Origin of the sequence: Sphingopyxis sp. (genome assembly GCF_050916055.1) — a bacterium.
In the GTDB taxonomy this organism is placed as follows: domain Bacteria; phylum Pseudomonadota; class Alphaproteobacteria; order Sphingomonadales; family Sphingomonadaceae; genus Sphingopyxis.
This window is the reverse complement of record NZ_CP051527.1, coordinates 1,381,365-1,404,363: the sequence shown is the minus strand read 5'-3', so window position 1 is coordinate 1,404,363 and position 22,999 is coordinate 1,381,365. Positions and strand designations below refer to the sequence as shown.

The following is a 22,999-nucleotide window of genomic DNA, read 5'->3' as shown; positions in this document are numbered from 1 at the left end:
CGCGAACCTAGCCGTTCGGCGCCGCCTGTCGAGCGCGAAGGCCGGCCCACCATGCGCCGAGCAGCGCAAAGGCGGCGCCGAGCAACGTGCCCCCGGCGATGTCGCTCGCCCAATGGACGCCGAGCATGATGCGCGAGGCGGCGTTGAGCAGGATCATCGTCGCCGCGAGCGCCCAGGCCGCGATGCGCCAGCGCCGCAGGGCCAGCGAGGCGAGCAGCAGATAGACGACCGCCGCGCTCGTCGCATGGCCGCTGGGATAGGAAAAGCTCGTCTGGTGGTCGAGATGGGGGATCAGGTCGGGGCGCTCGACGCCGAAACCGCGTTTGAGCAGACTCGACGCCAGATTGCCGAGCAGCGAGGCCCCCCCCAGCGCGACGGCGCAGCGCGGTCCGCACCAGTGCCAGACCAGCCCGCACAGCAGGACGACGATCACCCACCGCGGCGTCCCGCCGCCGACCCAGCTGACCCACTGCATGAAGGAAATGAGGGCGGGATCGCTCTGATCGACACGAATCGCCAGCGCGTGCGACACCTGCCAGTCGGCGGTTTGCGTCCACCCCGCCCCGACGGCGAGGCCGAGGAGGATGACCGCGACGAGGAGGATGGCGGCGATGATCGGCGAATGTCGCCGCATCAGCCGTCGTTCTGCTGAATCTCGATCATGCCTACGATGATGCAATCATTGGGATCGGTTGCGTTATGCTGCACGGCTTCCCGTTCGCGCACGGTCACCTTGCCGCTGCTCCATGGGTCGCCGCAGCCGCCTTGCACGTCCAGCGAATATGTGCCGGGCGGGAGCTTCTTGATCTTGTATCGCCCGTTTTTCTTTACCTTGCCGCGATATTCTCGTCCGTCATCGCCCTTGGCCGTGATCGTCATGTTGAATGGCCAGCTGGTATCGATGGTACCCGCAATCGCACCGCCTGGCTGTCGCTCATCTACCGCCGCCGCTTGTCCGCCCGTCATGAGCATCGCGGCCGAGGCGCCCATCGCGAGCACCACGCGCCGGGCATTCCCGGAAGAAGGCGATTTCAGCCGCACGCCACCGCCGGCATCGACGTGGGCGCGAACACAGACACGACCCCCAGTTGCCAGCAATGTCTCGACCTGATCGACGTCATATTCCGAGAGGTCGAAGACCGTCGTTTCGCAGCGACCGCAGGCGCGATTGCAGCCTGCGGGGGCCATCGCGTCCCATTTTTCGGCGCAAGGCTCCGGGAAACTAACTCGCAAATCCTTCATCGCATTGCCTCCCCTCGCCAATCGTCCTCAGATATGCAGCGGCCGTCCGAATGCCGCGAGCACCCCCTCGTGCATTGTTTCGCTGAGCGTCGGGTGCGGGAAGACGGTGCCGATGAAATCATCTTCGACCAGTTCGGCGGTCTTGCCGATCGTGTAGCCCTGGATCAGTTCGGTGACCTCGGCGCCGATCATGTGCGCGCCGAGCAGTTCGCCGGTCTTGGCGTCAAACACGGTCTTGGTGAAACCCTCGGATTCGCCGAGCGCAATCGCCTTTCCGTTGCCGATGAACGGAAAGGTTCCGGCCTTGACCTCGTAACCGAGTTCCTTGGCCTTCGCTTCGGTCAGGCCGACACTGGCGATCTGCGGGCGGCAATAGGTGCAGCCGGGGATGTTGCGCGGGTCCATCGCGTGCGGATGATTGCCTGCGATCGCCTCGACCGAAATGACCGATTCGTGCATCGCCTTGTGCGCGAGCCATGGCGGCGCGGTGACGTCGCCGATCGCCCAGATGCCGGGGACGTTGGTGCGACACATCGCGTCGGTGTCGATATGGCCCTTGGTCGTCTTCACGCCGAGCGCTTCGAGGCCGATATTCTCGGTGTTCGGGACGATACCGATGGCGACGATCGCGTGGCTGAATTCGGCACTTTCGGTCTTGCCGTCCTTGGTCTTGATCTTCGCGGTGACGCCGGTGGCGGTCGCCTTGAGTTCTTCGACCCCGGCGCCGGTGAAGATGGTCATGCCCTGCTTCTTGAGCTGCTTTTCGAGGAACGCCGACACGTCGGCATCCTCGACCGGCACGACGCGGTCGAGCATTTCGACCACGGTAACGTCGGCGCCCATGTCGCTGTAGAAGCTCGCAAATTCGATCCCGATCGCGCCCGATCCGATGACGAGCAATTTCTTCGGCATTTCGGGCGGAACGAGCGCGTGGCGATAGGTCCAGATGCGCTTGCCGTCGGCGGGCGCGAACGGCAGGTCGCGGGCGCGGGCGCCGGTGGCGACGATGATATTCTTGGCGGTCAGGGTTTCGGTCGCCTTCTCGCCCCTCACTTCCAGCTTGCCCGGCGCGGTCAGCTTGCCTTCGCCCATATGGACGGTGATCTTGTGCTTCTTCATCAGGAAGGCGACGCCCTGGCTGAGCTGTTTGGCGACGCCGCGGCTGCGTTTCACGACGGCGTCGATATCGGCGCTGATCTGTTGCGCGATCAAGCCGTAATCGCCCGCATGCTGCATATAATGGTAGATTTCGGCCGAGCGCAGCAGCGCCTTGGTCGGGATGCAGCCCCAGTTGAGGCAGATGCCGCCCAGATTCTCGCGCTCGACGATCGCGGTTTTCAGACCGAGCTGCGCCGCGCGGATCGCCGCGACATAGCCGCCGGGGCCGGAGCCGAGGACGATGAGGTCGTAGTTGGTGTCAGACATTGTTTAATCTTCGTCCTTTCCACGAAGCCAAGTCGGTCGCGACTTCCAAGGAAGAGCGCGTTCAGCACCGATCAACTTTCGTTTGCCTCTCATCGTAGTTACGCCGAGCCATAAAGATGGTCGTCTAACCACGCCGAAAATGTTTGCGTACCTTTCATACGATCTAAAATGTCGGACTGCATCGGAGTCGTCCACAAACAGCTTCAAAAAACCGCCAGGTTCGATCGTGTATGGGAAATTCACATCCTCCGGCCCTTCGTTATGCAGCGCCGTGTACCTTACCTGCTTTCGCCTCAGAGGACCCACGAACCAAGAAAGCTCGACGATTGCGATGGCGGTGCTCGAACGATTATTTATGTAGACAAATGGAAGCTCCGCGTTTGGCCCAGCGCCAAACCATTCCCAGCCAACATGCAAATTGAACTTCTCTTTTTCATTTCGCATGACCGTCCAGATAGCGGTAAATGTCCCCAATATTGTGCCCGCTCCAGCCAGTCCCAGCGTAAGCCAGTCGACTAAATTTGGCTCATTACCAAGCAACCTAAGCCACCAGCCCCAGCGGGTTCTCCACCAGTTCCTTGAACGTCTTCATCAGCAGCGCGCCGTCAGCGCCATCAATCGCGCGGTGATCGAAGCTGCCGGTCGCGCTCATCACCGTCGCGATCGCGAGCGCGTCGTCGACGATGTACGGCCGCTTCTCGCCCGCGCCGATCGCCATGATCATCGCCTGCGGCGGGTTGATCACTGCCGTGAACTGCTTGATCCCCATCATCCCCATGTTCGAGATGCTGGCGGTGCCGCCCTGATATTCCTCGGGCTTCAGCTTGCCTTCCTTGGCGCGGCCCGCGAGTTCGGCCATTTCGGTCGAGATTTTCGACATCGATTTGCCGCCCGCATCGGTGATGATCGGGGTGATCAGCCCGCCGGGGATGCTGACCGCGACCGAGATGTCGGCGCGGCTGTATTTGCGCATCACGTCGCCGCCGAAGCTGACGTTGCACGCGGGGACGCGTTCGAGCGCGACCGCGAGCGCCTTGATCAGCATGTCGTTGACGCTGAGCTTGACGCCGCGGCTTTCGAGGCTGGCGTTGAGTTCGCCGCGCAGCTTGAGCAGCGCGTCGAGGCGGATGTCGACGGTCAGATAGATGTGCGGCGCTTCCTGCATCGACTGGCTGAGACGGCGCGCGATCGTCTTGCGCATGCCGCTGAGCTTTTCGTCCTGGTGCGGGATGCCGAAATCGGGGATCGGGCCGGCGGTGGTCGGTGCGAGCGCTGCGGTCGTCGCTGCGGCTGCGGGAGCAGCGGTTGCCGCGGGAGCGGCGGCGCCAGCGGGCGCGCCGTCGAGGTCGGCCTTGACGATGCGGCCACCCGGGCCGGTGCCGGTCAGGCTCTTGAGGTCGATGCCCTGTTCTGCAGCAAGGCGCCTGGCGAGCGGGCTAGCCTTGATGCGGTCGCCTTTATCCGTTGTCCCAGCGGAAGCAGGAACCGGTGGCGTGGGTGCGCTGACGGGAGCGGCCCCAGCTTCCGCTGGAGCGAAGTCTTTGGCGGGCGCGGGCGCTTCGGCCTTCGGTTCGGCAGCGGGAGCCGGCGCCGCCTTCGCGCCCACCTCTTCGCCCTCACCCGTGATCGTCGCGATCACGGTGCCGACCTTCACATTGTCGGTACCCTCAGCGACCAGGATCTGGCTGACGACGCCCTCGTCGATCGCTTCGAATTCCATCGTCGCCTTGTCGGTTTCGATTTCGGCGAGCAGGTCGCCCGATTTGACCGTGTCGCCCTCCTTCACCAGCCATTTGGCGAGGGTCCCCTCCTCCATCGTCGGTGAAAGGGCGGGCATTTTCAGTTCGATCGGCATCGTCTTTTTCGTCCCCATTGGCCTTGGGCGTCAGTCTGGCAGGCCGGACCTGCCGCTACGGTTTCTCCCTCGTCATAAGAGCATCGTTCGTCAACGTCCACCGGGGCAAACTTGCCTTTCATACGAATGTGACGCAGTCTCTCCTGACAAAAGCACAAGGGGGGTCGGGGCGATGCGGACATATCTGGTGGTGATCGACGACAGTCCCGAAGCGACGCTGGCGCTGCGCTTCGCGGCGCGGCGCGCGGCGCGGACGGGCGGCGGAGTGATGGTGCTGGCGATCGTCGCGCCGCAGGATTTCGTCGCGTTCGGCGGGGTGCAGGCGACGATCGAGGCTGAGGCGCGCGAACATGCCGAGGCGCTGGTGGCGGCGGCGGCAGACGCGGTCGCGCAGGAAGCCAATGTGACGCCGCAGATCATGGTCAAGTCGGGCAAGCCCGCCGAGGTGGTGCGCGATGTGATCGGCGCCAACGACGAGATTGCGGCGCTGGTGCTGGCAACCGCTGCCACGGGCGCACCGGGGCCGCTGGTCGCGCATTTCACCGGACCGGACGCCGGGACCCTGCCCTGTCCGGTGATGATCGTGCCGGGCGGAATCGACCTCGCCCGGCTCGATGCGCTGAGTTAGGCTGCGACCGGGCGCGGCAGCGCGGCGGCGCCCTTCGCTTCGTAGATGGCGAAGACGAGGACGCCGATCGCCTGCACGACCACGACGACGATGCCGAGCGTGGTCATCTGGCCCGCGAAAACCGCGAGCACCGCAAAGCTGGCGGCGACCCAGCCGAGGTTGCCGACCGCGATCAGGTTCGCGAGTCCCTTGCTGGGGTCCGGCTGGCGCGCGACGAACAGCATCAGCAGCGCCGACGGCAGGCCGATCCAGCCGGCCACGGTCACCACCCCAGCGCGGAGGCCGAGAAGCGCAGCGACCGTCGCCGTCGCAAACACACAGAGGACGAACAATGCGATGCAGGTGATCGCGTCGATGATCAGCGTATTCTTGAGGTTGAACAGGGACATGGTGGTTCTCCTTTCGGTTGGCCCTCCCCATTTGCGCGACGCGATGCGCCCAGTCGATTACGCCAGAGGTAATGGATAAGCAGAAAGCCGAGGTATAGCTGCGGCGGCGAAGGAGACGATCATGCAAGTCGCACCACTGGGCGAGCAGCTGCGCGAATGGCGCACCCGCCGCCGGATGAGCCAGATGGACCTGGCGCTCGACACCGAGATTTCGACCCGGCACCTGAGCTTCATCGAAACCGGACGGTCGAAGCCGAGTGCGGGGATGTTGCAGCGCATCGCCGACCGGCTCGAAGTCCCGCACCGCGCGCGCAACGCGCTGCTGCTCGCGGCGGGTTATGCGCCCGATTATCAGGAACGCCCGCTCGATAGCCCCGAAATGGCCGGAGTGCGCGCGATCGTCGACCATGTTCTGAAAGGTCATGAGCCCTATCCGGCGCTCGCGGTCGACCGCCACTGGAACATGATCGCCGCGAACGACGCGATTGCGATTCTGATCGCGCAGGTGTCCCCCGCGCTCCTCGTCCCGCCGGTCAATGTGCTGCGCATCGCGCTTCACCCCGAAGGACTGGCACCGCAGATCGTCAACCATGGCGAATGGCGCGCGCATATATTGGAGCGGATGGACGTCCAGATTGCCGCCAGCGCCGATGCCGGATTGATGGCGCTGCGCGAGGAACTGGCGGGCTATGCGGCGGGGGACGCCGATCACAGCGCCGAGCGTCGCGGCAGCCACGCCAGCAGCATTGCGGTCCCGCTGATCCTGAATACCGATGCAGGGCGAATCGCTTTTCTGTCGACGGTGACGATTTTCGGCACGCCGGTAGATATCACGCTGTCGGAACTGGCCATCGAGGCCTTTTTTCCGGCCGATGCGGAGAGCGCGGCGTTGTTGCAGAAGCTGGCGGGAAAGTAGGCTAAGCCCCTCCCCTTCAGGGGAGGGGTTGGGGTGCTGCGACTAACGAACAAGTTCGCAAGTCTCGCTGCCCTCCCCTGAAGGGGAGGGCTGAGTCCGTCAACGCCGCCGGCCTTTGTGTTTGATGTTCGCCGGCCGGCCGCGCTTGCCGACCGCGTGCTTGCCCGCCTTGTCCTTCGTGCCGTCGCGGCGCGGCGGGCGGTTGCGGTAGCCGCCTTCAGGGGCGTCGGGGAGTTCGAAGCGCAGCGCGCCGCTGATCGGATTGGCGTCGATCAGCCGCAGGTCGAGCCGCTGGCCGGTGGTGAAGCTTACCCGGCCATGCTCGCTGTCAAGACTGCGCGCCGCTTCGTCATAGAAAAAGCGCTCGCTTCCCAATGTCGAGACCGGCACCAGCCCGTCGCCGCCCAGCCCGTCGACGGTGGCGAAAAAGCCGAAGGGCTGGACCCCGGTGATCCGCGCCTGGACGATCTCGCCGGTCTTGCTGGCCAGATAGGCCGCGACATAGCGATCGACGGTTTCGCGCTCCGCCTCCATCGCGCGGCGTTCGAGCGCGCTGATCGCCTCGCCGATGCGCGACAATCCCTTGGCGTCGGCTTCGCCCAGCCCGGTGCGTTCGGGCAGTTCCTTGGGCTTGCCGGGGACTTCGAGCTTGTAGCTATCGACCAGCGCGCGATGGACGATCAGATCGGCATAGCGGCGGATCGGCGAGGTGAAATGCGCGTAGCTGCCGAGTGCGAGGCCGAAATGGCCAGCGTTGGCGGGTCCGTAATAGGCCTGCGTCTGGCTGCGCAGGATCGCCTGCATGATTTCGGGCAGCCGGTCGTCTTCGGAAAAGCCGTCGATCAGCCGGTTGAACACCGCGGGGGTGATGACCTGCCCGAGCGCGAAGCTCTGTTCGAAGGTTTCGAGATAATCCTTCAGGCTGACCAGCTTTTCGCGGCTCGGGGGTTCGTGGATGCGGTACATCACCGGCGATTTCTTCGCCTCAAGCGCCTTCGCCGCCGCGACGTTCGCGGCGATCATATAATCCTCGATCAGCCGCATCGAATCGAGCCGGTCGCGGACGCGGATTTCGGCGATCCCCCCGGCCTCGTCGAGGATCACCTGGCGCTCGGGTAGGTCGAGGTCGAGCGGTGCACGCGCCGCGCGCGCCTTGGCGAGCAGCGCCCAGCAGGCCCAGAGGTTTTTGAGGGCTGGGATTATATCGTCATCCCAGCGCAAGCTGGGATCGCTGACGTCCTGACCCGCCTCCTGCGGCCCCAGCTTTCGCTGGGGCGACGTGGATTTATCATAGGCCGCCTGCGCATGCTCATAGGCGATGTTGGCGCGAAGCCGGACGAGCGCGCGCGTGAAGCGCCATGACGTCACCTTGCCATGCTTGTCGATGACGAGATGGCACGCCATTGCAGCGCGGTCCTGCCCGGCTTTCAGCGAGCAGACCCCCGCCGACAGCGTTTCGGGCAGCATCGGGACAACCTGGTCGGGAAAATAGACGCTGTTGCCGCGCCGCCGCGCCTCGCGGTCGAGCGCGCCGTCGGGGCGGACATAATAGCTGACGTCGGCGATCGCGACGATGGCGCGGAAACCGCCCTTGTTTGGCCCGTCGAGATCGGGTTCGGCCCACACAGCGTCGTCATGATCGCGCGCGTCGATCGGGTCGATCGCGACGATCGGCAGCCCGCGCAGATCCTCGCGGCCGGCGGGGGTCAGCGGCAGTTTTGCCGCAACCTCGGCCTCGGCAATGGTTTCGGCGGCGAAGACGTGCGGAATTTCATGGCGCGCGATCGCGATCATGCTGAGCGATTTGGGCGCGAAGGGATCGCCGATGCGGTCGATCACCTTGGCCTTGATCGCCGGCCCGCGCCCGGTCAGTTCGGCGCGCACGAGGTCACCGACGCTGGCGTCGCCCTTGTCGGCGACCGCGAAGTCATAGCGCGCGCGCTTGTCGGCGGGGCGCAGCCACAGGATCGGCTTTCCGCCCGGTCCCATATCCTCGACGAGCACGCCGATCACCGTCTCGCCGCCGGCTTGCAGCTTTTTCATCGGGTGCGCGACATGGCCGCCGCCGCGTTCCTCGGTCCGCGCCAAGATGCGGTCGCCCATGCCGAGCGCCCGTTTGCGTCCTTGTTCCATCACGCGCAGCCGCGGCGCCGGCCCGGCGGCTTCCCAATGTTCGGGGACGGCCCACACCGTGCCACCATCGATCGCCGCGACGCGCAGCACGGTGACGCGCGGCAGCCCGCCATGCTTGTGAAAGGCGCGGCCGGGGGCAAGCTCGACCAGCCCCTCGTCGGTCATGTCCTTGAGCAGCGCCTTCAGCGCGACCTTCTCATTGCCGTGCAGCGCGAAATGTTTCGCAATCTCACGCTTGCCGACGGGTTCGTCCGACGCCGTGATGAAATCGATGATCTGCTGGCTGCTGGGCAGACCGGGTGCGCTATTCGGACGGTTTTTCATTCCCAAAAGCTATAGGCGTGCGGGCGGAGTTTACCAAGCAATCAACGTAGAGCGCGCAAATGGGTCAGCTATAGGGGATCCAGCGGCCGAGCGTCCCGGCGGTCAGCCACAAGCCCAGCGACAGTGCCGCCATCGCCCGCGCTCCAGTGGGCGCCTGGTCGGTCCAATCGGCAACCCGTTTGCGCCACAACCACTGAAAAGCCGCAGCATTGACCAACGCCAGCCCGATCACGACCAGCTTGCGCGCAAAGAGATCGGACGACGCCAAGGCCTCGCCGTCAGCGGCGAACAGGATGGTGCCGCTCGCGACCATCATCAGTAATCCGGTAATCGCTACCGGGGTCAGGGCGCGAGATAATTCCGCTGTCGGCAGCGCCCGCCACAGGCCGACGACGCGCAGATCGACAACTCCGATCCCGCCGACCAGCATCACCAGCCCGAGCAGGTGGAGCGTGTTGGCGACCGGATAGACCATCGCCGACCCGCGCGCCCACGGCCCGATGCCAACGGCATCGAGCCAGGTCGCGGCGGCGGTCAGCAGCGGTTCCACGCCGCCTGATTCAGCGTAGTTCGACCGTTTTCTCGCCGATCATCACGCGCTCGACCCGCATTTCGGGGGTGCCATCGCGCCGGACATAGCCGGTCAGGCGAAGCCGCTTGCCCGGCTCGACCTCGGCGCGCGACAGACCGCGCGCTTCCATCCGGCTGGTCGGCGCCAGGATCACGTCCCACAGCTTGCCCTTCCAGCGCATCTTGGCGGCGCCGTGGGGGTTGCCCCACGACAATTCCGCAAATGATCCGTTCAATGTGACTGGCTTGCTCTCGTCATACGACGACCAGCCATGGTGGGCAGCGACGGGCACCGCAATGCCGGCCAGGGCCGCCGCTGCGATCAGCATGGGAAAACGCATGTTCAGTCTCCTTCTGCCCCTCGGGCGAAGGCTACTGATGCGGCGCTACAAGCGCAACCCGATCAGTAAGTCCGACCGATGAGCACGCGTTCGACCGCGGGACCGCCGGTGAAGAAGCAACTGCCGTCAGCCGGTGCGGCGTCCAGCGGGGTATTGCGCATCGTCAGTTTGAGCGCTTTCAGCTGCTCGACGATCTTGTCGAGCGCCGCGCCGCTGGGGCGCGCCCATTGCACTTCGACCCAGCCAACAAATTTTTCGTCGCCCTTGAAATGCGCGGCCAGGTCGGTGACGTCGCGGCGGATGTTGGCATCGAGGCGCTGCTTCGCTTCGGCGTGGAGGTTCGACTGGATGTCTTCGAGCGTCGCGACCGCGTCGGCGACAAAATCGCCCTTCGCGATGAACGCCGAATTGAGCTTGCCATCGTCCTTGTACAGCCGGTCGCGGCGGATCACCGCGACATTGCCGCCCGCAACATCGCGCGGACCGATTTCGAGGATGATCGGCGCGCCCTTCTTGACCCAGCCCCAGCGCTTGGTCTGCGCCTTGTTCGCCCCGGCGTCGAGATGGACGCGCAGCGGCTCGCGAAACGCATCGAGCGTCTTCAGTTCGGTTTCGATGCCGCGGCAATAGTCCAGGATCGCCGCATCTTCATCGTTGTCGCGCAGCATTGGCACGATGACGATCTGGTGCGGCGCGATGCGCGGCGGACAGCGCAGGCCGTCGTCGTCGCCATGTGTCATGATGACCCCGCCGATCATGCGGGTCGAGGTACCCCAGCTGGTCGTGTGACACAGGCTGTGGCCGCCGTCCTTGTCCTGATAGCGGATGCCCGCCGCCTCGGCGAAGCCGGTACCAAGATAGTGCGACGTCCCGGCCTGCAAGGCCTTGCCGTCCTGCATCATCGCCTCGATCGAATAGGTCGCGACGGCTCCCGGGAAGCGCTCATTCTCGGGCTTTTCACCCGCGACGACCGGCATCGCGAGCACATCCTCGGCAAAGGCGCGGTACATTTCGAGCGCGCGCAGCGTCTCGGTCATCGCGTCGGCCTTGTCGGCGTGCGCGGTATGGCCTTCCTGCCAAAGAAATTCGCTGGTGCGCAGGAACATGCGCGTGCGCATCTCCCAGCGCACGACATTCGCCCACTGGTTGACCTTCAGCGGCAGGTCGCGCCAGCTTTGCACCCAGCGGCTCATCGCGGCGCCGATCACGGTTTCCGAGGTCGGGCGGACGATCAGCGGTTCTTCCAGCTTTGCCTCGGGATCGGGGATCAGCTTTCCCTTGCCGTCCTGGATCAGGCGGTGGTGGGTGACGACCGCCATTTCCTTCGCGAAACCATCGACATGGTCGGCTTCTTTCTCAAAGAAGCTCAAGGGAATGAACAACGGGAAATAGCAGTTCTGGACGCCGGCGTCTTTGATCGCGGCGTCCATCACCGTCTGGATGCGCTCCCAGATGCCATAGCCCCACGGCTTGATCACCATGCAGCCGCGCACCCCGGATTCCTCAGCGAGGTCGGCTTCGGCAATGACATCCTGATACCAGGCCGCGAAGTCGGCCTGCCGGGTTACGCTGAGCGCATGTTTGACCATGAGGTTTCCGTATTTCTGTCGCTGGGGCGGAGGAGCGCCCGGCTTATTTCTTTTTCGCGAGTTCGGCCTTGAGCTCGGCCACTTCGGCCTTGAGCGCGGCGATTTCGGCGTCCTTGGCCTTGCTGCCGCCCGCACCGGGGATGAAGGCGCCCGCCGCCTGCTGGAACATCTCCATATTGCGGCGGGTCAACTCGGCGAGCGGGTTCGATCCGAGCACCCCGTCGAACGCGGCGCGGACGTCCTGCTGGTTCTTGCGGAACGCAGTCATCGACGCTTCGAGATATTGCGGCACCATCGACTGCATCTTGTCGCCATACATGCCGATCAGGTGGCGCAGGAAATTGACCGGCAGCAGCGTTTCGCCGCGGGTTTCCTCGTCCATGATGATCTGGGTCAGCACATTATGGGTAATGTCGTCGCCGCTCTTGGCGTCGACGACGCGGAATTCGCGGCCGTCGCGCACCATCGTGCCGAGATCCTCGAGCGTGATATAGCAGCTGCGCTCGGTGTCATAGAGGCGGCGGTTGGCATATTTCTTGATCGTGACGACGCCGTCGTCCGCCGTCGTCCTGGACTTCGCCATCTTGATCCGCGCTCCCTTAAATTCCGTCGGCAAAGGCGACGCTGCGACGCCCCGACCTCGGGACCCGAAAAGCAATAGCACCAAATTATGATGCGTCGCAACATGCGCGCCGGAAGCGCGGCCCAAGCGCTTGCCGATTCGAGAGAAATTGGGCGGCGTCCAACTTCTTCCGCGACGGCAAAGGCCGTTCAATCGTGGGATGAAGCGCGCGAAAGCCAGCGCGGGCTGCATGACTGCATGTCGAGATGGCGCAACCCGCTACCAAGCCGCTAAAGCAATATAGTTACGCACGATACGACCGACTTGATATTCCGGAACAGATTTATGGCCAGTTCACGTTGTTCGTGTCGCGGTTGCACAAGCATATTATCTAGCGGCTGGCGCCGGAGCCAACGACAACTGTGGCGAAAATGGCACAGTGTCACATCCATCACCGCCAACTGTCAGGAAAACGCCATCAAGGGCTTGTGCGATGTTCGTTTTCGCGCTTTTTAAGCGCCAATCCGTTCAATCCTTCAGTTTCGAGCGGGCAACCGGGGAGTCATCCATGAATAAGTCGCACCTGCTTTTGGGTGCTGCTGCGTTTGCAGTAGCTATGTCCGCGAGCCAGCCTGTCCTTGCCCAGGACGCCGCCGCCGACTGCGTCGATGCCAATGAAAATGGCGTCTGCGATTCGGACGAGAATACCGACCGCGCCATCGTCGTCACCGGCTCGCGCATTTCGCGCCCCACCCTTGAGTCGTCGGTTCCGCTGACCTCGGTCAGCGTCGGCGAACTGACCGACACCGGCGACGTTTCGCTCGGCGACGCGCTGAACGACCTGCCGTCGCTGCGCTCGACCTTCAGCCAGGGCAACTCGACCCGCTTCATCGGCACCGCCGGCCTGAACATCCTCGATCTTCGCGGCCTCGGCATTTCGCGTACGCTGGTGCTGGTCAACGGCAAGCGCCACGTCACCGCGCTGCCCGGCGATTATCTGGTCGACGTCAACACCATTCCGGTCGACCTGCTCGAGCGCGTCGACGTGGTCACCGGCGGTAACTCGGCGATCTACGGCTCGGACGCCGTGGCCGGCGTCGTCAACTTCATCACCAAGCGCAATTTCGATGGGCTTAGCCTGCGCGCGCAGGGCGGCATCTCGTCGCGCGGCGACCGCGGCAACGTATTCGTCAGCGGCACCTGGGGCAAGAATTTTGCCGACGGCCGCGGCAACATCGCGATCTCGGGCGAATATGCCGAATCCGAACCGCTGTACTTCACCGATCGCGATGGTCTGACCGGCGCCTATTCGGGCCGCTGTCAGTATCAGCAGACCGATCGCACCACCGACGAGCTCCAGGCCGGTGACGGCATTCCCGACAGCACCTTTCTGTGCGGGATCAACAACGCCACGCTCAGCGACGGCGGCACGCTCGGTGCGATCGACGGTGTGGCAGCGGCGCGTCGTCGCTACCTGCGCTTCGGCCCCTCGGGCGACCTGTTCATCGACACGCCCGACGACTCGTTCTCGGACATCGGTTCGACGGGCAACCAGCAGGGCGGTCAGGGTTCGACCCTGCGCAACACCGGTCAGCTCGCTGCCGGCCTGAAGCGCTATGCCGTCAACCTGCTGGCCCATTATGACGTCAGCGACGCCTTCCGCCCGTTCATCGAAGCAAAATATGTCCGGGTGAATGCGGTCCAGGAAGGCCAGCCGAGCTTCTGGCAGGGTTCGCTGAAGGGCTTCTTCGCGAACACCCAGGAACAGTTCGACGCGATCCCCGAACTGCGTTGTAACAACCCGTTCCTGACGAGCCAGGCGCTGGCCACGATGCAGAGCTTCGGTCTGTGCACCAACGTCGCGACCGGCACCTTCACCATGTCGCGCTTCAACCCAGATTTCGGCGGTCGCGGCGAATATCACACGCGCGAAACCTATCGCGTCGTGGGCGGCGTCGAAGGCACGTTCAACGACGACTGGAACTACGAACTGTCGCTCAACTATGGTCGCCTCGACACCAAGATGCGGTCGCTGAACAACCTGAAGCTTTACGATACCGAGGGTAACCTCGACGGCTTCCTGCTGGCCATTGACCCGGTTCGCAACACCGCTGGCCAGATCGTCTGCCGCGTCAATGCCGATGCCGATCCGTCGAATGATCGCCCGGACTGCGTACCGATCAACGTGTTCGGCAATGGTGCGCCGAGCGCCGAAGCGCTGAACTTCATCAACACGACCTCGACCCGCGAAGAGCGTGCCGAACAGTTCGTCGCGTTGGCCAGCGTCGCAGGCGACCTGTCGCAGCTGTTCGAACTGCCCGGCGGTCCGATCGGCTTCGCTCTTGGTGCCGAATATCGCGAAGAAAAGGCGTTTTCCTTCTATGACGATCTCGTCGAGAGCGGCGGCACCTTCCTGAACGCCATCGCGCCGTTCACGCCGCCCAAGCTTTCGGTCAAGGAAGCGTTCGGCGAAATCAGCATTCCGCTGCTGGCGAACATGCCGCTGGCCGAGGAACTGACGCTGGGCGCAGCGGCGCGCGTGTCCGACTATAACACGTCGGCCGGCACCGTCTGGGCGTACAACCTGCAGGCGCTCTATGCACCGATCCCCGACGTCCGCTTCCGCGCTGCTTATGCGCGCTCGGTTCGTACGCCGACGCAGAGCGATCTGTTCTCGCCGTTCAGCGAAAACTTCGCGCAGATCCTCGATCCGTGCGACGTTGCCCGCATCAACAACGGCCCGAACCGCGTTGCCAACTGCGCAGCCGCAGGCGTCCCTGTCGGGTTCATCAACACCCCCGCCAACTCGCAGACGACGGGCTTCCTGTCGGGCGGCAACCCGACGCTGCAGAACGAAATCGGCAAGAGCCTGACGCTTGGCGTCGTGGTCGAACCCAGCTTCCTGCCGGGCTTCAACTTCACGGTCGATTACTACAAGATCAAGGTCGAAAGCCTGATCTCGGCGCTCGGTGCACAGCAGATCATCAACCTCTGCTATGACAGCGACGCCGGCATCGACAACGTGTTCTGCGCCACCGTCCAGCGTGATGCCAACGGCTTCTTCATCGAGCCGGCGGTGATCTCGGGCGGCGTGAACTTCGCGGCCCAGAAGACCGAAGGCATCGACTTCGACGTCCAGTATCGCCGGACGTTCGACAACGGCCACCGCCTGAACTTCCGTGCCATCGCGACGCATCTGCTGCGTCTCGACAACTTCACGGATCCGCTGAATGCCGCGATCCCGAATCGTCAGATGAGCGAACTGGGCGACCCGCGCTGGGCCGCCAATGCGAGCATCAACTACGACTTCGGCGAGCTCGATATCAGCTGGACGACGCGTTACATCGGCAAACAGACGATCGGGGCATACGAAACGCAGAACTCGTACAACGGTGCGTGCCCTGCTTCGGGGACCGTCCCGATCAGCGGCGCGACCTGCACCCCCGGTGCAATTATCGTGCTGCCCCCGACGAACATCGACGCGTTCGATCGGGTCTATTATCCGGATGCCTTCTACCATGGCTTCCGCGCCAACCTGGAAGTCGACAAGAAGTTCAACTTCTACGTCGGTATGGACAATGTGTTCGACAAGCAGCCGCCGCTCGGCCTGCTCGGGACCGCCGCCGGCGATCCGTACGACACGTTCGGCCGTTATTTCTACGCCGGTATCCGCGCCAGCTGGTAAGCCCAGCCGGAACGGTTCACGAAAAGGGGCCGCCTTCCTTCGGGAAGGCGGCCTTTTTCGTTGGGGTCGTAAGGCCGATGGCAGATTTGGGGTGGGAAGTGGCCGTAGGCTGAGGCAAGTATCGGTTCGGACAGCGAGCTTCATTCAGGGCCGATGGGCCGGGATTTTTTGTTTCACACAAAGGCACAAAGGCACGAAGATGCAGGTTTGCGGCCGCAAGGCCGCCTCCTCCTCATCGCCGCGCCGCTGCGCAACGCTCAAGGAATGACACCGCTTCGCGGTCAGCACGACATCTTTGTGCCGCCTTTGTGTGAAATAATCTTCGCCGCCGCCGGCCCCAAGGCGCTTCGTATCGGCTAGTACGCTCCCTTCGCCCCTTGGGTCCGCAAACGGTCGTTATCCGTCAGTTCCAGATGCGCTCGAAGCGAGGGCCGAGGCCGGTCAGCAATTCATATTGTGACAATCCGCTATGCGCCGCGACGTCGGGCAGGTGGTAATCGAGGGCAAGCCAGTCGCCCTCGCCGATCGCGTCTGCATCGCTGGCGTCGAAGGCAGTGAGGTCCATCGACACGCGGCCGATCAGCGGTAGCGCCGCGCCTTGCCACGTCGCCCCGCCCGTCCCGCCGTGGCAGCGCAGATAACCGTCGGCGTAGCCGAGGTTCGCTATCGCGACGCGGGTGTCCACCTGCGCTGTCCAGGTGGCGCCATAACCCACAGTTTCGCCGACGCGCACGTCGCGCACCTGAAGCACGAGCGCCTCGGGACAAACGACCTGCCGGATATGCCCCGCCGCTTCGCCGCGCGGCGTCCCGCCGTAGAGCGCGAGTCCGGGACGCGTCAGGTCGAAGGCGTAGTCGGTGCCAAGGCAAATGCCGGCGCTGTTCGCCAGACTGTAACGCCGCGCCGGGATCGCGTCGCGCAGCGCGCCGAAGGCTGCGAGCTGGCGCGCATTTTGTGCACTCTCTTCGTCGGCGGAGGCGAGATGGCTCATCAGCGTCTCGATCGCCAAGCCGGCCAGCGCGCCACTGACGGCCTCTTCGGTGGTCAGGCCGAGGCGATTCATGCCGGTGTCGACCATGACGTCGCACGGCTGCCCCTCGCCCGCGGCACGCCAGCGCGCCACCTGATCGATGCTGTTCAGCACCGGGCGTGCCGGCAGGCTGCGCGCCGCGATCATGTCGGCCTCGCCGACGCCGTGGAGCACCGACAGCGACACCCCGGCGGGCGGCGGCATAAGCGCCGCCGCCTCGGCCCAGGTGGCGACGAAGAAATCGCGGCATCCGGCATCGGCAAGGTGACGCATCACGGCGCGGGCGCCGAGGCCGTAACCGTCGGCCTTGATCGCCGCGCCACACGCCGCGCCGCTCTGCGCGGCAAGCCAGCGCCAGTTGGCGACGAGCGCTGCGCGGTCGAGCCGCAGGCGGAGCGAAGAGGCAATGTCGATCATCGTCCCGCCCCTACCCGCGTTCGGCGGCAGCGCCAATGGGGGTTCAGACCGGCGGTGCGGATGCCCGGTCCCACTGCCCCTCGACCGGATCCTTGAGCATGAAGGCCGCCACGAGGAAGGCGACGAGCACGACCCCCCAGGTGTACCACAGCCCGGCATAGGCATCGCCGGTCTTGGCGATGATGAAGCTGGCGATCAGCGGCAGGAAGCCGCCGAAATAGCCGGTGCCGATATGATAGGGGATCGACAGCGACGAATAGCGCACGTGCGGCGGGAACATTTCGGCGAGCAGCGCCGCGACCGGACCATAGGTAAAGCCCGACAGGGCGCTCAATCCGAGCAGCGCCAGCAGAATCACCGCGATGCCGAGCGGACCGGGGATCTGCTTTTCGAAATCATAGCCCATCGCCTCGAGCGCAGGTTTCAGGATCGCGGGATCCTCACCCGCGACCTCGCGTCCGCCGATCGTCACCGCGACGCTGTCGAACGCGCCGCCGCTGGCAACGACGGAGTAGGGGACGCCAAGCTTGGTCAGTTCGCCGAGGGTGCGACCGCAGACGGTAGCTTGCTGCGAGGCGAAGGGATCGAAGCTGCACTGCGATCCGGTGACGACCACCGGCGCGCGTTCGGCGGCGTTGGTGAGCCCGGGGTTACCGACGCTGCCCATCAGCCAGAACAGCGGGAACAGCATCACCAGCGTGACCGCATAGCCCCATACGATTGGCTTCTTGCGCCCGACGCGGTCGGAGATGTGTCCGGCCCACAGGAAAAATCCCATGCCGACCGCGGCGGCCACCCCGACCATGATCTCGGCCGCGGTATCCTCGACCTTCATCGGGCCTTTCAGGAATGCGAGGCCCGAGAACATCGCGGTGTACCAGATCACGGTGAGCCCCGCGGCGATGCCGAACAGCGCGATGAAGATACGGCGCGGGTTGCCGGGATAGGTGAAGGCTTCCTTGACCGGATTCTTGACGATCTCGCCCTTTGCCTTCATCGCCTGGAACACGGGGCTTTCGGACAGTTTGAGGCGCATCCACAGCGAAATGGCGAGCAGGATGATCGAGAGCAGGAACGGCACGCGCCAACCCCAGCTTTCCCACACCGCGTCGGACATCAGCGCCTTGCAACCGAGCACGACGATCAGGCTGAGCACGAATCCGCCGACGACGCTCGCTTGGATGAAACTGGTATAAAAGCCGCGCTTTTCGGGCGGCGAATGTTCGGCGACATAGACGGCGGCGCCGCCATATTCACCGCCGAGCGCCAGCCCCTGCAGGATGCGCAGCAGGATGACGATGATCGGCGCGACGATGCCGATCGTCGCCGCCGCAGGGATCAGGCCGACGCCCGCGGTAGCGACGCCCATCAGCGTGACGGTGACGAGGAAAGTATATTTGCGCCCCAGCCGGTCGCCGAGATATCCGAACAGCACCGCGCCGAGCGGCCGAAAGCCGAAGCCGACCGCGAATCCCGCCCACACGAGCAGGGTTTCGAGCGTCGCATTGTCGCTGGGGAAAAAGGCCTTGCCGATGATCGCCGCGAGCGTGCCGTAGATGAAGAAATCATACCATTCGAAGATCGTCCCCGCCGACGACGCGGCGATGACCATGCGGATGTCTTTTTTGGTCGGCGTGTATGGCACAGCGTCGCTCATAAATCGGTCGCTCCCCCAAGTCCGTTCGTCCTGAGCTTGTCGAAGGACTGCGCTTCCTTCGGACGTCGCAAAGACAGGACAGCCCTTCGACAAGCGCAGGGCGAACGGCTTGTTTTCTGCCTCCCGTCATAGCCGCTGTTCGGCCTTGCACAAGCGGGCGCGTAGGGGCAGCTTCGCGCCATGACCCAGTTCATCGACCTCTCGATTCCGATCACCAACGACGTCGTATCCGATCCGCCGGTGATGCGCCCGCAGATCACCTATATGACCCACGACAATACGTGGCAGCAGATTGCGATGTTCTTCCCCGGGCTGACGCAGGACGACCTGCCCGATGGCGAAGGCTGGGCGGTCGAGAGTCTGACGCTCAGCACCCACAATGGCACCCATATGGATGCGCCGTGGCATTTCCATTCGACCACCGACAGCGGGGCGACGCCGGCGCCGAGCATCGACGAGGCACCGCTCGACCTGTTCTTCCGCCCCGGAGTGAAGCTCGACTTTTCGGGCAAGCCCGCGGGGCATGTCGTCACCGGCGCCGAAGTCGAGGCCGAGCTCGCGCGAATCGGGCACGCGCTGCAGCCGTTCGACATCGTGCTCGTCCAGTCGGGCGCGGTGTATGGCACCGACAATTTCACCGATCAGGGCTGCGGCATGGGCGAAGAGGCGACGCTGTACCTGACGGAACGCGGGGTGCAGGTGGTCGGCACCGACGCGTGGAGCTGGGACGCGCCGTTCAGCCATACCGCGCGGCGCTGGGCCGAGACGCGCGACCCCAGGATCATCTGGGAAGGGCACAAGGCAGGGCGCATCCGGCCCTATTACCAGATCGAAAAACTCACCAACCTCGCCGCGCTGCCGCCCACCGGCTGGACGCTGAGCTGCTTCCCCGTGAAGATCGAACGTGCCAGCGCGGGGTGGATTAGGGCAGTGGCGTTGGTGGATTAACGGAGCAAGACGACCGTCCCTTGCCGTTCGTGTCGAGCGAAGTCGAGACACGGTCGCGCCAATGTGTCTCGACTTCGCTCGACACGAACGGAACTTGAGGTACGGCTACATCGGATAGCGCACGAGTGATGAGCGGATTGCGCCCGCTACAAATTCACCGTCGCCAGCATCCACAAGGTCCACGCCCCCAGCACCAGCAAGGTGCCGAAGGTCGCGACGACCCCGATCTGGCGCGGCACCGGCGGCTTGTCGTTGATCGGTGCGTAAAGCCCCGCGATATGCGCGACGCGGCCGATCAGGAAGACCGCGCCGACGATCATCAGCCCCATATGGTTGGCGCGCGCGGTTTCGAGCAGGCCTAGCAGGATGATTGTGATCGGTGCATATTCGGCGAGATTGCCGTGGCTGCGGCTGGCGCTGATCAGTTTCGCGTCGCCATGATCGCCGAACGCCGCGCGGACGCGCAGCCGCTGGCGCACGGTATCGATCGCGGTGGCGAGCAGCAGCAGCGCGCAGACCGCGGCGACGAAGGCGGTTACCGGTAATGTCATTGTGTCTCTCCCCCTGTTCGCGACGATCCTAGACCGAACGCGCGCGCATGGCGAGACGTCAGAACAGCCGCGACCCGTTCGGCACGACATGGTCCGGCGCGAACAGGATCACGGCGCCGGCCTCGTCGGCGAAACCGAGCGTCAGCACCTCCGACATGAACTTGCCGATCTGGCGCGGCGGGAAGTTCACCACCGCGGCGACTTGCCGCCCCGGCAGGTCGTCCAGCGCATAACGATCGACGATCTGGGCGCTGCTCTTTTTCATGCCGATCGCGGCGCCGAAGTCGATGACCAGCTTATACGCGAGCTTGCGGGCCTCGGGGAAGGGTTCGGCCGCGACGATGGTGCCGATGCGGACATCGACCTTCAGGAAATCGTCGAAGGTGATGGTGTCTGACGCCACCGCGTTGTGGTCGTGATTGACGTGCATCCATCACACTCCGTTCCGACCGTGTTCCTGCGAAGGCAGGGACCCATCTCCGGTCGGCTCCAGATAGCGCTGGCCGGAGATGGGCTCCTGCCTTGGCAGGAGCACAGATGGCTACTCCATCTCCAAAATCACCGCATCGACCGCCAGGCTGTCGCCCTGCGCGGCGTTGACGGTCTTCACCGTCCCCGTCTTTTCGGCGCGCAGGATATTTTCCATCTTCATCGCCTCGACCGTCGCCAGCGGCTGGCCGGCCTCGACCTTGTCACCCTCGCCGACGTGCAGCGCGACGAGCAGCCCCGGCATCGGGCAGATCAGATATTTCGACAGGTCGGGCGGAATCTTTTCGATCATGTGGCGGGTCAGCGGCGCGACGTGCCACGGCAGCACGCGCACATTGTGGATATGCCCGCGCGTCGTCATCCGCCAGCCGGCGCGGGTTTTCGCAACCTTCACTGCCAGTTCGCGATCATCGATCTCCGCGATCACCAACCGGTCGCCCGGCGTATATTCGAGCGCGATGTCGATGCGGTCGCCATCGACCTTGAGATGCTTCTCACCGACCTTGACCTTGTGGTCGCTGCCGCCCACCGTCACCTGCCATTTCGCGGGCGGCTCAAGCCGGTCGCCGAGCTGGCCGTCGGTGCGCCGCGCGCGGTCGGCCTCGGCAGACGCCATGAAGCCCGCGATCGCAGCGAGCGCGCGGGTGACGTCGGCATCGGTCGGGGCGCCGTGGAACCCCTCGGGATATTCCTCGGCGATGAAGCCGGTCGTCAGCTCGCCCGAACGGAAGCGCGGGTGCTGCATGATCGCCGAGACGAAATCGATATTATGGCCGAGCCCCTCGATCTCGAAACGGTCGAGCGCCGCGATCTGCAAATCGGCGGCTTCGTCGCGCGTCGGCGCCCACGTCACCAGCTTGGCGATCATCGGGTCGTAGAAAATCGATACTTCCCCGCCCTCCTCGACTCCCGCATCGACGCGCACGCCATCTACGCCGCGCTCGTCACCGTCCCACGCCGGAACGGGGGTGCGATAGCGCACGAGCCGTCCGGTCGACGGCAAAAACCCGCGATACGGGTCTTCGGCATAGACGCGGTTCTCGATCGCCCAGCCGTCGATTGTGACGTCGTCCTGCGTCATTTCGAGCTTCTCGCCCGCGGCGACGCGGATCATCTGTTCGACCAGGTCGATGCCGGTGATCGCCTCGGTCACCGGATGCTCGACCTGCAGCCGCGTGTTCATTTCGAGGAAGTAAAAGCTTTCGCCCGTCGGATCGGCGCCCGAGACGATCAGTTCGACCGTGCCCGCGCTGTAATAGCCGACCGCACGCGCCAGTGCGACGCACTGTTCGCCCATCGCCTGACGCATTTTGGGCGTGACAAACGGCGACGGCGCTTCCTCGACGACCTTCTGATGGCGGCGCTGGATCGAACATTCACGCTCGTTCAGATACAGTATATTGCCGTGCTGATCGCCGAGGATCTGGATCTCGATATGGCGCGGGTTGAGGATAAACTTCTCGATAAACACCCGGTCGTCCCCAAAGCTGTTCAGCCCCTCGCGCTTGGTCGCCTCGAACCCTTCGCGGACGTCCTTTTCGTCATAGGCCAGCCGCATCCCCTTGCCGCCGCCGCCCGCCGACGCCTTCATCATCACCGGATAGCCGATCTCGTTCGAAATCCGCACCGCATGTTCGGTATCGTCGATCTCGCCGACGAAGCCGGGGACGACGTTGACGCCGGCTTCCAGTGCGAGCTTCTTCGACTCGATCTTGTCGCCCATCGCGGCGATCGCGTTCACCGGCGGGCCGATGAAGGCGATATTTTCCTTGGCGAGGGCCTCGGCAAAGCTGGTGCGTTCGGACAGGAAGCCATAGCCCGGATGCACCGCCTCGGCGCCGGTCGCCTTGCACGCGGCGATGATCTTGTCGGCGATCAGATAGGATTCGGACGCGGGCGACGGCCCGATATGCACCGCCTCGTCGGCCATCTGGACGAAGGGCGCGCGTGCGTCGGCGTCCGAATAGACGGCGACGGTCGCGATGCCCATGCGGCGCGCGGTCTTGATGACACGGCAGGCGATTTCACCGCGGTTGGCGATCAGGATTTTTTTGAACACTTCATTCTCCCCTCCCGCCTGCGGGAAGAGCCGGGGGAGGGCCTGTCCGCAAGGGAAATCGAAACTTGCTCGGAGGGAACAAGCCCTCCCCTAACCCCTCCCGCAAGCGGGAGGGCAATCATTTTATCGGATCGCCGTGCATGAACATGCCCGATGCGAACATCAGCCAGTACAAAAGCGCGACAATCA

At 64.4% G+C, this 22,999-nt stretch carries 19 protein-coding genes; 4 read left to right on the top strand and 15 right to left on the bottom strand.

Annotated features, from left to right (window positions below; all coding sequences use genetic code 11):
• Nucleotides 1–7: 7 nt before the first annotated feature.
• The 4 genes from HEQ22_RS06825 to HEQ22_RS06810 all read right to left on the bottom strand — a co-directional run bounded on the left by HEQ22_RS06825 (nucleotide 8) and on the right by HEQ22_RS06810 (nucleotide 4,522).
• Complete coding sequence (locus HEQ22_RS06825; protein WP_432770438.1) at nucleotides 8–634, bottom strand: phosphatase PAP2 family protein; 627 nt, start codon at nucleotides 632–634, stop codon at nucleotides 8–10.
• Nucleotides 634–1,242 carry a carboxypeptidase-like regulatory domain-containing protein gene (locus tag HEQ22_RS06820; RefSeq protein ID WP_432770437.1) on the bottom strand — a complete coding sequence of 203 codons (609 nt, stop codon included), beginning with the start codon at nucleotides 1,240–1,242 and terminating at the stop codon, nucleotides 634–636. Before HEQ22_RS06820 ends, HEQ22_RS06825 begins: the two co-directional genes overlap by 1 nt.
• A gap of 27 nt (nucleotides 1,243–1,269) precedes the next feature.
• Nucleotides 1,270–2,667 (bottom strand): dihydrolipoyl dehydrogenase, encoded by a 1,398-nt coding sequence (lpdA, locus tag HEQ22_RS06815; RefSeq protein ID WP_432770436.1) that lies wholly within the window; start codon nucleotides 2,665–2,667, stop codon nucleotides 1,270–1,272.
• 541 nt (nucleotides 2,668–3,208) lie between these two features.
• The gene (locus HEQ22_RS06810; RefSeq protein WP_432770435.1) at nucleotides 3,209–4,522 is read right to left on the bottom strand and encodes a pyruvate dehydrogenase complex dihydrolipoamide acetyltransferase; all 1,314 of its coding nucleotides are present in this window, start codon (nucleotides 4,520–4,522) and stop codon (nucleotides 3,209–3,211) included.
• A 172-nt stretch (nucleotides 4,523–4,694) separates the two neighbouring features.
• On the opposite strand from HEQ22_RS06810, the gene HEQ22_RS06805 reads away from it, so the two are divergent.
• Nucleotides 4,695–5,150: a universal stress protein gene (locus HEQ22_RS06805; protein WP_432770434.1), complete on the top strand. Its 456-nt coding sequence runs from the start codon at nucleotides 4,695–4,697 to the stop codon at nucleotides 5,148–5,150.
• Here HEQ22_RS06805 and HEQ22_RS06800 read toward each other — a convergent pair.
• On the bottom strand, nucleotides 5,147–5,539 hold the full coding sequence (locus HEQ22_RS06800) for a hypothetical protein (RefSeq protein ID WP_432770433.1): 393 nt from the start codon (nucleotides 5,537–5,539) through the stop codon (nucleotides 5,147–5,149). The two genes, HEQ22_RS06805 and HEQ22_RS06800, sit on opposite strands and share 4 nt — an antisense overlap.
• Before the next feature lie 121 nt (nucleotides 5,540–5,660).
• On the opposite strand from HEQ22_RS06800, the gene HEQ22_RS06795 reads away from it, so the two are divergent.
• A complete protein-coding gene (locus HEQ22_RS06795; protein WP_432770432.1) occupies nucleotides 5,661–6,455 on the top strand; it encodes a helix-turn-helix domain-containing protein in 795 nt (264 codons plus the stop codon).
• A gap of 99 nt (nucleotides 6,456–6,554) precedes the next feature.
• Here the strand turns inward: HEQ22_RS06795 and HEQ22_RS06790 are convergent, their stop codons facing one another.
• From HEQ22_RS06790 to phaR, 5 genes are all read right to left on the bottom strand, one after another.
• A complete protein-coding gene (locus HEQ22_RS06790; RefSeq protein WP_432770431.1) occupies nucleotides 6,555–8,912 on the bottom strand; it encodes a ribonuclease R family protein in 2,358 nt (785 codons plus the stop codon).
• A gap of 64 nt (nucleotides 8,913–8,976) precedes the next feature.
• The gene (locus HEQ22_RS06785; RefSeq protein ID WP_432770430.1) at nucleotides 8,977–9,462 is read right to left on the bottom strand and encodes a hypothetical protein; all 486 of its coding nucleotides are present in this window, start codon (nucleotides 9,460–9,462) and stop codon (nucleotides 8,977–8,979) included.
• Between the two features lie 10 nt (nucleotides 9,463–9,472).
• Nucleotides 9,473–9,823: a DUF6152 family protein gene (locus HEQ22_RS06780; RefSeq protein WP_432770429.1), complete on the bottom strand. Its 351-nt coding sequence runs from the start codon at nucleotides 9,821–9,823 to the stop codon at nucleotides 9,473–9,475.
• 62 nt (nucleotides 9,824–9,885) lie between these two features.
• Nucleotides 9,886–11,412: a proline--tRNA ligase gene (gene proS / locus HEQ22_RS06775; RefSeq protein WP_432770428.1), complete on the bottom strand. Its 1,527-nt coding sequence runs from the start codon at nucleotides 11,410–11,412 to the stop codon at nucleotides 9,886–9,888.
• A 43-nt stretch (nucleotides 11,413–11,455) separates the two neighbouring features.
• Nucleotides 11,456–11,995, bottom strand: a complete 540-nt coding sequence (phaR, locus tag HEQ22_RS06770; protein ID WP_432770427.1) for a polyhydroxyalkanoate synthesis repressor PhaR — start codon at nucleotides 11,993–11,995, stop codon at nucleotides 11,456–11,458.
• Nucleotides 11,996–12,590: 595 nt separating this feature from the next.
• On the opposite strand from phaR, the gene HEQ22_RS06765 reads away from it, so the two are divergent.
• Complete coding sequence (locus HEQ22_RS06765; RefSeq protein ID WP_432770426.1) at nucleotides 12,591–15,659, top strand: TonB-dependent receptor domain-containing protein; 3,069 nt, start codon at nucleotides 12,591–12,593, stop codon at nucleotides 15,657–15,659.
• A gap of 403 nt (nucleotides 15,660–16,062) precedes the next feature.
• Here the strand turns inward: HEQ22_RS06765 and alr are convergent, their stop codons facing one another.
• Both alr and HEQ22_RS06755 read right to left on the bottom strand, forming a co-directional pair.
• Nucleotides 16,063–17,106, bottom strand: a complete 1,044-nt coding sequence (gene alr, locus HEQ22_RS06760; RefSeq protein ID WP_432770425.1) for an alanine racemase — start codon at nucleotides 17,104–17,106, stop codon at nucleotides 16,063–16,065.
• A gap of 43 nt (nucleotides 17,107–17,149) precedes the next feature.
• Nucleotides 17,150–18,763, bottom strand: coding sequence for an MFS transporter (locus tag HEQ22_RS06755; protein ID WP_432770424.1), 1,614 nt, complete (start codon nucleotides 18,761–18,763; stop codon nucleotides 17,150–17,152).
• A gap of 180 nt (nucleotides 18,764–18,943) precedes the next feature.
• Here HEQ22_RS06755 and HEQ22_RS06750 point away from each other — a divergent pair, with 180 nt between their 5' ends.
• Nucleotides 18,944–19,711 (top strand): cyclase family protein, encoded by a 768-nt coding sequence (locus HEQ22_RS06750; protein WP_432770423.1) that lies wholly within the window; start codon nucleotides 18,944–18,946, stop codon nucleotides 19,709–19,711.
• Nucleotides 19,712–19,857: 146 nt separating this feature from the next.
• Here HEQ22_RS06750 and HEQ22_RS06745 read toward each other — a convergent pair whose 3' ends face one another.
• From HEQ22_RS06745 to HEQ22_RS06735, 3 genes are all read right to left on the bottom strand, one after another.
• Entirely contained in the window at nucleotides 19,858–20,262 is a 405-nt protein-coding gene (locus HEQ22_RS06745; protein ID WP_432770422.1) for an MAPEG family protein, read from the bottom strand.
• A gap of 58 nt (nucleotides 20,263–20,320) precedes the next feature.
• Entirely contained in the window at nucleotides 20,321–20,692 is a 372-nt protein-coding gene (locus tag HEQ22_RS06740; RefSeq protein WP_432770421.1) for a tRNA-binding protein, read from the bottom strand.
• A gap of 111 nt (nucleotides 20,693–20,803) precedes the next feature.
• Nucleotides 20,804–22,810: a biotin carboxylase N-terminal domain-containing protein gene (locus HEQ22_RS06735; RefSeq protein WP_432770420.1), complete on the bottom strand. Its 2,007-nt coding sequence runs from the start codon at nucleotides 22,808–22,810 to the stop codon at nucleotides 20,804–20,806.
• Between the last annotated feature and the right edge of the window lie 189 nt (nucleotides 22,811–22,999).

Coding starts and splice junctions, on each gene's coding strand:
- HEQ22_RS06745 (WP_432770422.1), bottom strand. CDS start 20,262: ATGACATTACCGGTAACCGCCTTCGTCGCCGCGGTCTGCGCGCTGCTG.
- alr (WP_432770425.1), bottom strand. CDS start 17,106: ATGATCGACATTGCCTCTTCGCTCCGCCTGCGGCTCGACCGCGCAGCG.
- HEQ22_RS06790 (WP_432770431.1), bottom strand. CDS start 8,912: ATGAAAAACCGTCCGAATAGCGCACCCGGTCTGCCCAGCAGCCAGCAG.
- HEQ22_RS06800 (WP_432770433.1), bottom strand. CDS start 5,539: ATGTCCCTGTTCAACCTCAAGAATACGCTGATCATCGACGCGATCACC.
- HEQ22_RS06755 (WP_432770424.1), bottom strand. CDS start 18,763: ATGAGCGACGCTGTGCCATACACGCCGACCAAAAAAGACATCCGCATG.
- HEQ22_RS06805 (WP_432770434.1), top strand. CDS start 4,695: ATGCGGACATATCTGGTGGTGATCGACGACAGTCCCGAAGCGACGCTG.
- HEQ22_RS06765 (WP_432770426.1), top strand. CDS start 12,591: ATGTCCGCGAGCCAGCCTGTCCTTGCCCAGGACGCCGCCGCCGACTGC.
- HEQ22_RS06810 (WP_432770435.1), bottom strand. CDS start 4,522: ATGCCGATCGAACTGAAAATGCCCGCCCTTTCACCGACGATGGAGGAG.
- lpdA (WP_432770436.1), bottom strand. CDS start 2,667: ATGTCTGACACCAACTACGACCTCATCGTCCTCGGCTCCGGCCCCGGC.
- HEQ22_RS06750 (WP_432770423.1), top strand. CDS start 18,944: ATGACCCAGTTCATCGACCTCTCGATTCCGATCACCAACGACGTCGTA.
- HEQ22_RS06780 (WP_432770429.1), bottom strand. CDS start 9,823: ATGCGTTTTCCCATGCTGATCGCAGCGGCGGCCCTGGCCGGCATTGCG.
- proS (WP_432770428.1), bottom strand. CDS start 11,412: ATGGTCAAACATGCGCTCAGCGTAACCCGGCAGGCCGACTTCGCGGCC.
- HEQ22_RS06825 (WP_432770438.1), bottom strand. CDS start 634: ATGCGGCGACATTCGCCGATCATCGCCGCCATCCTCCTCGTCGCGGTC.
- HEQ22_RS06740 (WP_432770421.1), bottom strand. CDS start 20,692: ATGCACGTCAATCACGACCACAACGCGGTGGCGTCAGACACCATCACC.
- HEQ22_RS06820 (WP_432770437.1), bottom strand. CDS start 1,242: ATGAAGGATTTGCGAGTTAGTTTCCCGGAGCCTTGCGCCGAAAAATGG.
- HEQ22_RS06795 (WP_432770432.1), top strand. CDS start 5,661: ATGCAAGTCGCACCACTGGGCGAGCAGCTGCGCGAATGGCGCACCCGC.
- phaR (WP_432770427.1), bottom strand. CDS start 11,995: ATGGCGAAGTCCAGGACGACGGCGGACGACGGCGTCGTCACGATCAAG.